This window comes from Pantoea sp. CTOTU50773 (genome assembly GCF_032082325.1).
GTDB classification, from domain to species: domain Bacteria; phylum Pseudomonadota; class Gammaproteobacteria; order Enterobacterales; family Enterobacteriaceae; genus Pantoea; species Pantoea communis.
Genome location: NZ_DAMDQC010000168.1, coordinates 1 through 9,429 on the forward strand (window position 1 = coordinate 1; position 9,429 = coordinate 9,429).

A 9,429-nucleotide genomic window follows, 5' to 3' on the forward strand; every position below is an offset into this window, starting at 1 on the left:
GGGTTTCGATTTCTTTTAAGGATTCTTCAAACAGTTGAGCAAAAGATTCAGTCATATTGATAATCTTAGGATTCTTCAATTTAACGTCCACCTGACGTCATTGTCGGATGGGGTTGTTTCACATGCCCAGCACCGGATCCGTGGTACAGGGTTACTACAATTCAGTTACCGAATAGATTAAATGCCCAGCTTTTGGCGGGCATAATCAAGTGCCTTTTCAATCACTTGCTCAATGGACATACTGGTTGAATCCAGCACCAGAGCATCAGCGGCAGGCACTAAAGGCGCAATTGCACGATTACGATCGCGGTCGTCGCGTTCCTTTATCTCGGATAAAAGGCGATCAAAGTTAACATTAAAGCCCTTCTCCTGCAACTGTAGCATACGACGGTGAGCACGCTCTTCCGAACTTGCATCCAGGAAGATTTTTACCGGTGCATCGGGGACTACCACGGTGCCCATATCGCGGCCATCCGCAATCAAACCCGGCTCTTCACGGAATGCTCGCTGGCGACGCAGCAGCGCTTCACGCACGCGTGGGAAAGCAGCAACCCGCGAAGCCGTATTGCTCACTTCCTGCGTACGGATTTCACCGGTCACATCCTCACCTTCCAAAATGACCTGCATTTCGCCTTCAACAGACAAGAAACGCACGTCGAGGTGAGCCGCCATAGGCACTAATGCTTCTTCGGATTCAATATCCACCTGATGATGAAGTGCAGCCAATGCGAGTACGCGATAAATGGCACCAGAATCCAGCAAATGCCACTGCAATGACTCCGCCATCGCTTTACACAAGGTCCCTTTACCTGCGCCACTTGGGCCATCAATGGTAATTACCGGGGCGATTGCCGTCATTGTTCTCTCCTGTTGCTGCGTGCTTATTATCAGCCTTCTTGGCTGTTTGAATGCGCGGCATTATACGCTGCCCGCGTCAGGTTAGTTACCCTTTAGCGTAGACAGCGCCAGAAATTTCGACAGATTCAGAAGAATTTCCGCCCAACAAGACCAGAAGAGAGCGAGGAAACCCGGCACAAGCGTACCGGGTAGCGTGATCAAGAGGTCTGGCTGATTTTCGCCAACTGCTGGAAGTAATCCGGGAAGGTTTTCGCCGTGCAGCCGGGATCAAGAATGGTGACAGGCGTGTCCGATAACGCCACCAGCGCAAAGCACATCGCCATGCGGTGATCGTTATAAGTGCCAATATCCGCATGCTGAAGCTGAGCCGGTGGAGTGACACGAATAAAATCGTGACCTTCTTCTACTTCCGCACCCACTTTGCGCAATTCGGTCGCCATCGCCGCTAAGCGGTCAGTCTCTTTCACACGCCAGTTGTAGATATTTCGCATCAAGGTGGTGCCTTCCGCGAACAACGCCGTGGTGGCAATGGTCATCGCCGCATCTGGAATATGGTTCATGTCCATATCAATCGCGGTCAGAGAACCTCGTGTGCAGGCAATATAGTCATCACCCCACTCGATCACCGCACCCATTTTTTCCAGCACATCAGCAAAGCGGATGTCGCCCTGAACGCTGTTGCGGCCAATCCCGGTTACGCGAACCGTTCCACCTTTAATGGCGGCGGCGGCGAGGAAATAAGAGGCAGAAGAGGCATCGCCCTCCACCAGATAATCGCCCGGAGATTGATACTGCTGCTGGCCTTTCACCACAAAGCGCTGGTAGTTCTGGTTATCGACTTCGACACCAAAACAACGCATCAGGTGCAGTGTAATATCAATGTACGGCTTAGAAACCAGATCACCTTTGATGGTAATCACAGTGTCTTTCGGTGCCAGCGGAGCGGTCATTAGCAATGCGGTCAGGAACTGGCTAGAAACACTACCGTCCACACTGACATCGCCACCTACAAACCCGCCGTTCAGACGCAGCGGCGGATAATCCGTCTGCTCCAGGTAATCAATTTTGGCTCCGCCCTGACGCAACGCATCCACCAGATGACCAATTGGGCGCTCTTTCATGCGAGGTTCGCCAGTCAGCACAATCGACTGTTGACCCAGGCATAGTGCGGCAGCCAGCGGACGCATAGCAGTACCGGCGTTGCCCAGAAAGAGTTCCAGGGCCTGGTCACTGTGCAGCGGACCTGCATTTCCCACCACTTCGCACACGGTACGATCGGCAGAGAGCGTGTAATTGACGCCCAGCGCCTTCAGCGCATTCAGCATGTGTTTAACGTCATCGCTGTCCAGCAAATTGGTCAGGCGAGTCGTGCCGTTGGCCAGCGCGGCCAATAACAATGCACGGTTAGAAACGCTTTTTGAACCCGGTAAGTTTACCGTGCCGTCAACGCGAGCAATCGGTTGTAGAGTCAGGGAGTCCTGCATGTGAAACCAAATCTCCAGAAAAGACAAAACCCCGTTGTTTAACGGGGCCAGTGGCCAGCCAGGCTGGCCGATGATGAGTAATTAGCCGTGACGACGTTCGAAGTCGATCATGAACTCAGTCAGGGCTTTCACTCCTTCCAGCGGCATCGCATTGTAGATCGACGCACGCATACCGCCAACCACGCGGTGTCCTTTCAGTGCATGCAGGCCTGCCTGCAGAGACTCGTCCAGAAACACTTTGTCCAGCGCGGCATCAGCCAGCTGGAACGGCACGTTCATACGTGAACGGTTCGCAGCGGCAACATCGTTACGGTAGAAGCTGCTGTTATCAATGACGCCATAGAGCAGGTCTGCTTTCGCCTGATTGACCTTATCCATCTCAGCAACACCGCCCTTCTCTTTCAGCCATTTGAATACCAGACCAGAGAGGTACCAGGCAAAAGTCGGCGGTGTGTTGAACATGGATTCGTTTTCAGCCAGCACCTTGTAATCAAGGATAGACGGCACATAACGCTGCGCTTTGCCCAGCAGATCCTCTCGCACCACCACCAGCGTTAATCCCGCTGGACCGATGTTTTTCTGTGCGCCCGCGTAGATCACACCGTAACGGCTGACATCGATTGGGCGAGACATAATGGTTGAAGAAAGATCAGCTACCACGACTTTGTCACCAAAGTCAGGCTCTTCATCGATAGCAATACCATCAATGGTTTCATTCGGGCAGAAATGCACATAGGCGGCATCATCGTTCAACTGCCATTCACGCATTGGTAACAAAGCACGCTTACCGTCAAGCGTGGTTTTGACGTCGATGGTGTTCGGGGTGCAATATTTTTCAGCTTCTTTAATCGCGCTGTGTGCCCAGTAGCCGCCATCAATATAGTCAGCGGATTTAGCATCACCCAGCAGGTTACCTGGAATAGCCGCGAACTGCGCTCGCGCGCCACCATGGCAGAATAAAACTTTGTAGTTCGATGGGATCTTCAGCAGATCGCGAAAATCCTGTTCTGCGGCTTCAGCGACAGCAATGAACTCTTTACTGCGATGGCTGATCTCCATTACAGAGGTGCCTAATCCGTGCCAGTTTGTCAGTTCTTGTTCTGCACGACGGAGCACTTCTACCGGCAGCATCGCTGGGCCGGAGCTAAAATTATAAACCTGCGTCATTTCCCCTCACCACTGTCATATCGAACGGTTATGAATACCGTATCGGTTTTATCATTGCCTCCGAATGGCTGCAATCATTAATCCGATAGCGATCACAATTCCGGGGCGGGCTCCACCGCAGCTTATGTCATAAATGCAATAAGCCACGGAATTTTGTGAGGGAGATTCCCGATGTAAAATCAGAATGCTGCCAGGTGATGAAATAGCCATGACAATACCGCGATAAATTTAGACCACTGAATAGCGAAGCAGGCGCAAAACCCGTATCATTGCGCGCTTTACGCCCACCCCATCGACTTGAGAGAGCGCCAACATGACGCAAACGTTTATTCCAGGAAAAGACGCCGCACTGGAAGACTCCATCGCACGTTTCCAGCACAAACTACAGGACCTGGGCTTCAACATTGAAGAAGCCTCCTGGCTGAACCCGGTTCCACACGTCTGGTCTGTGCATATCCGCGATCGCGACTGCCCGCTGTGCTTTACCAATGGTAAAGGTGCCAGTAAGAAAGCGGCATTGGCTTCGGCGTTAGGCGAATATTTTGAGCGTCTCTCAACCAACTACTTCTTCGCCGATTTCTGGCTCGGTCAGTCCATCGCCAACGGCGATTTCGTTCACTACCCGAATGAGAAGTGGTTCCCATTGACCGACGATGACAGTTTACCAGCAGGGATTCTGGATGCGCGTCTGCAGAAATTTTACGATCCAGAAGATAGTCTGAGCGCCTCAGATCTGATTGACCTGCAGTCAGGTAATGTTGACCGTGGTATCTGCGGCCTGCCATTTACTCGTCAATCCGACCAGCAGACGGTGTACATCCCGATGAACATCATCGGCAACCTGTATGTTTCTAACGGCATGTCTGCCGGTAACACCGCGAATGAAGCGCGTGTACAAGGCCTGTCTGAAGTCTTTGAGCGCCACATCAAAAACCGCATTATCGCTGAGTCAATTAGCCTGCCAGAAATTCCTGCTGAAGTGATGCAGCGTTACCCCGGCGTGATTGAGGCGATTGAACGTCTGGAAGCCGAAGGTTTCCCGATCTTCTCCTACGATGCTTCACTGGGCGGCAAGTACCCGGTTATCTGCGTAGTGTTGTTTAACCCGGCCAACGGCACTTGCTTTGCTTCATTCGGCGCGCACCCTGACTTTGGTGTGGCATTGGAACGTACCGTTACTGAACTGCTCCAGGGCCGTGGGCTGAAAGACCTGGATGTCTTCACCCCACCGACCTTTGATGATGAAGAAGTGGCTGAACACGCCAACCTGGAAACCCACTTTATCGATTCCAGTGGTTTAATCTCCTGGGACATGTTCAAAGATGATGCGGATTATCCTTTCGTCGACTGGAGTTTCTCAGGCAGCACGCACGAAGAGTTTGATACGCTGATGGCTATCTTCCGCGCGGAAGATCAAGAGGTTTACATCGCGGATTATGAGCATCTGGGCGTTTACGCCTGCCGTATCATCGTACCGGGCATGTCAGATATTTATCCGGCAGAAGACCTGTTATTGGCCAACAACAGCATGGGCGCGCCGCTGCGTGAAACGTTGCTGGCGCTGCCAGCCAGTGAGTGGGAACCGGAGGCGTATCTGAACCTCATCGAGCAGTTGGATGAAGAAGGTCATGACGACTTCACTCGCGTCCGTGAGCTGCTGGGTCTGGCGTCAGGTAAAGACAATGGCTGGTACACCCTACGTATTGGCGAGCTGAAAGCCATGCTGGCACTGGCGGGCGGAGATTTGGATCAGGCTCTGATCTGGACGGAATGGACCATGGAGTTCAACCAGTCAATCTTCAGCCCTGAACGCGCCAACTATTACCGTTGCCTGCAAACCCTACTGTTGCTCGCCATGGAAGAAGAACGCGATCCTCTGCAATATCATCGTGCCTTTGTGCGGATGTATGGCGAAGCCGCCGTTGATGCCGCTTCTGCAGCGATCAGCGGTGAAGCGCCATTCTACGGCTTGCAGGCAGTGGACCTCGATCTCAAAGCCTTCCCGGCTCATCAGGCCCTGCTGGCCGCCTATGAAAAACTGCAGGCAGCAAAGCGCAACTACTGGTCGAAGTAATATTCACGAGCGCTTAGCGCGATATTTTTGCTAACGTTGAGAATGGCACTGATTAATCCCGGTGCCATTTTTTTTGCCTCAAATTGTCATACTCAACATTGAATATTGGTAATTAACAATTCAGTTTCATTGATTAAACTGAATTAACATTAAGTCAATTTCAAAGACCCTTCATTAAACTTATTTTGCATAAATTAAAAATTTTTTAGTTGTTATAATTCAAATTGTTACATGCAAATTCCTTAGCTTAACGCCTCGCTTATCCCGTGCCTCCCTGCCATTTATGATCCACATCAATTCCTGACCTATACTCCTTTGTTAGTATCTTTACAGACAATTTCAGGAGAGCGTTAGTGTGAAAGCTGACAACCCTTTTAATGCATTATTACCCGCGGCCATGGCGAAAGTTGCTGAAGATGCCGGCGTCTATAAAGCCACTAAACATCCTTTAACCACCTTCTTCTTAGCCATCACTGCTGGCGTATTTATTTCTATCGCATTTGTTTTCTACATTACTGCCACCACCGGTAGTGGCGCGATGCCCTATGGTATTGCGAAACTGATTGGCGGTATCTGCTTCTCTCTGGGTTTGATGCTGGTTGTGGTATGTGGCGCGGACCTTTTCACTTCGACGGTTTTGATTGTGGTGGCGAAAGCCAGCGGGCGCATCACCTGGATGCAACTCGGTCGTCATTGGCTGAATGTCTATATCGGTAACCTGTTTGGTGCGCTGTTCTTTGTCGCGCTGATTTGGTTAGCAGGTGAACATATGGTTGCCAACGGTGCGTGGGGGTTGAACGTCCTGCAAACCGCCGATCACAAAATGCATCACACGTTTATTGAGGCCGTTAGCCTCGGCACACTGGCTAATCTGATGGTTTGCCTGGCCGTATGGATGAGTTACTCCGGCCGCAGTCTGTTTGACAAAATGTTTGCCATGATATTGCCGGTCGGGATGTTCGTTGCCAGCGGATTTGAGCACAGCATCGCCAACATGTTTTTAATCCCTATGGCCATTGTCATTCGCGACTTCGCCAGCCCGGAATTCTGGCAACTGGCCGGCTCCAGCGCCGCACAGTTCCCCTCTCTCAGCGTTGGCGACTTTATTGTTAACAACCTTATTCCCGTGACAATCGGCAACATTATCGGCGGCGGATTGTTAGTCGGTTTGACCTATTGGGTCATCTATCTTCGTGGTGATGAGCCGGTTCACTAAGCAATTGATACGGGCGTGCTCAAGGGCACGTCATCGTCAGAGTCTCCCTAAATAAGGCAGGTATATCATGTCCGAACTTAACGAAAAAATGGCGTCAGCCTGGGAAGGATTTAGCGCCGGCGAATGGCAGAACGGTGTCAACGTCCGTGACTTTATCCAGAAAAACTACACCCCCTATGAAGGTGACGAATCTTTCCTCGCAGGCGCCACACCCGCCACCACTAAACTGTGGGACAGCGTGCTGGAAGGTATAAAGATTGAGAACCGCACCCATGCACCGGTTGATTTCGATACCGACCTGGCTTCTACCATCACGTCACATGATGCGGGTTATATCAATAAATCGCTGGAGACCATCGTAGGTCTGCAGACTGAAGCTCCACTAAAACGCGCCATTATCCCGTTTGGCGGCATCAAAATGGTCGAGGGCTCTTGTAAGGTTTATGGCCGTGAACTCGACCCAGCGCTGAAAAAAGTCTTCACCGACTATCGTAAAACTCATAACCAGGGTGTGTTCGATGTCTATACCCCTGATATTTTGCGCTGCCGTAAATCCGGTGTCTTAACCGGTCTGCCAGATGCTTATGGTCGTGGTCGTATCATCGGTGACTATCGCCGCGTGGCGCTGTACGGCATTGATTATCTGATGAAAGATAAAGTGGCGCAGTTCAATTCACTGCAAAGCGATATGGAAAATGGTGTCAATCTTGAAGCCACCATCCGCCTGCGTGAAGAAATCTCCGAGCAACACCGTGCGCTTGGCCAGATTAAAGAAATGGCGGCCAAATACGGCTCTGATATTTCTCTGCCCGCTACCACAGCGCAAGAGGCTGTACAGTGGACCTACTTCGGCTATCTGGCCGCGGTGAAATCACAGAACGGCGCCGCGATGTCATTTGGTCGCGTATCCACCTTCCTCGATGTTTATATCGACCGTGATATTAAAGCGGGCAAACTGACTGAAGAAGGCGCGCAGGAGTTAATTGACCACCTGGTGATGAAACTGCGTATGGTACGTTTCCTGCGCACTCCAGAATATGACGAACTGTTCTCAGGTGACCCAATCTGGGCAACCGAGTCTCTGGCCGGTATGGGTGTCGATGGCCGTACTTTAGTCACCAAAAGTACCTTCCGCTTCCTGAATACCTTGTACACCATGGGCCCATCACCGGAACCTAACATGACCATTCTGTGGTCAGAGAAGCTGCCGGTTAACTTTAAGAAATATGCGGCCAAAGTCTCTATCGATACGTCTTCATTGCAGTATGAGAATGACGATCTGATGCGTCCTGACTTTGATAACGATGACTACGCGATCGCCTGCTGTGTGAGCCCAATGATTGTCGGCAAACAGATGCAGTTCTTCGGCGCCCGCGCCAACCTCGCTAAAACACTGCTGTATGCAATCAACGGTGGCGTGGACGAAAAACTGAAAATGCAGGTTGGCCCGAAAGAAGCGCCAATCACTGATGAAATTCTGGATTTCGACACGGTGATGGCACGTCTGGATCACTTCATGGATTGGCTGGCTAAACAGTATGTCACTTCATTGAATATCATCCATTACATGCATGATAAGTACAGCTATGAAGCTTCACTGATGGCGCTGCATGACCGTGACGTCTATCGCACCATGGCGTGTGGTATCGCAGGCTTGTCAGTGGCGGCGGATTCCCTGTCTGCCATTAAATATGCCAAAGTAAAAGCCGTGCGTGATGCGGATGGTCTGGCCGTAGATTTCGAGATTGAAGGCGAGTATCCGCAGTTTGGTAACAACGATTCACGCGTCGATGATATGGCGTGTGACCTGGTTGAACGTTTCATGAAGAAAATTCAGAAACTGCAAACCTATCGTAATGCAGTACCTACCCAGTCGGTGCTGACCATCACCTCTAACGTGGTGTACGGTAAGAAAACCGGTAACACCCCTGATGGTCGTCGTGCAGGTGCGCCATTCGGTCCAGGTGCTAACCCTATGCACGGTCGCGATCAGAAAGGTGCCGTTGCCTCACTGACCTCTGTTGCCAAACTGCCGTTTGCTTACGCGAAAGATGGTATTTCCTATACCTTCTCCATCGTGCCAAATGCACTGGGTAAAGATGACAACGTGCGTAAAACCAACCTTGCGGGCCTGATGGATGGTTACTTCCACCATGAAGCCAATATCGAGGGCGGTCAGCACCTTAACGTCAACGTAATGAACCGTGAGATGCTGCTGGATGCGATGGAACATCCGGAGAAATATCCACAGCTGACCATTCGTGTTTCCGGTTATGCTGTGCGCTTTAACTCGCTGACCAAAGAGCAGCAGCAGGATGTGATTACCCGTACGTTCACTCAGTCCCTGTAATCCTCCCTGAAATGTAAAGGCTCCTGCGGGAGCCTTTTCTCCACAAGTCTGTTTTGCCAGTTTGCTTTCGCTGGCAGCCTGGCAAAATCGACTTTAATCCAAGAGCACAACACAGATTGTGCCGCCTGTTGTTAAGGCTAACCCGGAGAATACATCGCAATGTCAACCATCGGTCGTATCCACTCATTCGAATCCTGCGGCACCGTTGACGGTCCCGGCATCCGTTTTATCACCTTCTTTCAGGGCTGCCTGATGCGCTGCCTCTACTGCCATAATCGCG

General features: G+C 51.2%; 7 protein-coding genes. 4 read left to right on the forward strand and 3 right to left on the reverse strand.

Annotation, left to right across the window (positions count from 1 at the left end; all coding sequences use genetic code 11):
• Nucleotides 1–177: 177 nt before the first annotated feature.
• The 3 genes from cmk to serC all read right to left on the reverse strand — a co-directional run bounded on the left by cmk (nt 178) and on the right by serC (nt 3,509).
• Nucleotides 178–858, reverse strand: a complete 681-nt coding sequence (gene cmk / locus RT340_RS19545; protein ID WP_313377533.1) for a (d)CMP kinase — start codon at nt 856–858, stop codon at nt 178–180.
• 197 nt (nt 859–1,055) lie between these two features.
• Nucleotides 1,056–2,342, reverse strand: a complete 1,287-nt coding sequence (gene aroA / locus RT340_RS19550) for a 3-phosphoshikimate 1-carboxyvinyltransferase (protein ID WP_058961782.1) — start codon at nt 2,340–2,342, stop codon at nt 1,056–1,058.
• 81 nt (nt 2,343–2,423) lie between these two features.
• A complete protein-coding gene (serC, locus tag RT340_RS19555; protein WP_200570792.1) occupies nt 2,424–3,509 on the reverse strand; it encodes a 3-phosphoserine/phosphohydroxythreonine transaminase in 1,086 nt (361 codons plus the stop codon).
• Nucleotides 3,510–3,822: 313 nt separating this feature from the next.
• Between serC and ycaO the strand changes: the two genes are divergently transcribed.
• From ycaO to RT340_RS19575, 4 genes are all read left to right on the forward strand, one after another.
• Complete coding sequence (ycaO, locus tag RT340_RS19560) at nt 3,823–5,583, forward strand: 30S ribosomal protein S12 methylthiotransferase accessory factor YcaO (RefSeq protein WP_211728164.1); 1,761 nt, start codon at nt 3,823–3,825, stop codon at nt 5,581–5,583.
• Between the two features lie 355 nt (nt 5,584–5,938).
• Nucleotides 5,939–6,799, forward strand: a complete 861-nt coding sequence (gene focA, locus RT340_RS19565) for a formate transporter FocA (RefSeq protein ID WP_034820596.1) — start codon at nt 5,939–5,941, stop codon at nt 6,797–6,799.
• 67 nt (nt 6,800–6,866) lie between these two features.
• Nucleotides 6,867–9,149 carry a formate C-acetyltransferase gene (pflB, locus tag RT340_RS19570; RefSeq protein WP_097119328.1) on the forward strand — a complete coding sequence of 761 codons (2,283 nt, stop codon included), beginning with the start codon at nt 6,867–6,869 and terminating at the stop codon, nt 9,147–9,149.
• 159 nt (nt 9,150–9,308) lie between these two features.
• A partial coding sequence (locus RT340_RS19575) for a 4Fe-4S cluster-binding domain-containing protein (protein ID WP_313377534.1) occupies nt 9,309–9,429 on the forward strand: 121 nt, incomplete at its 3' end.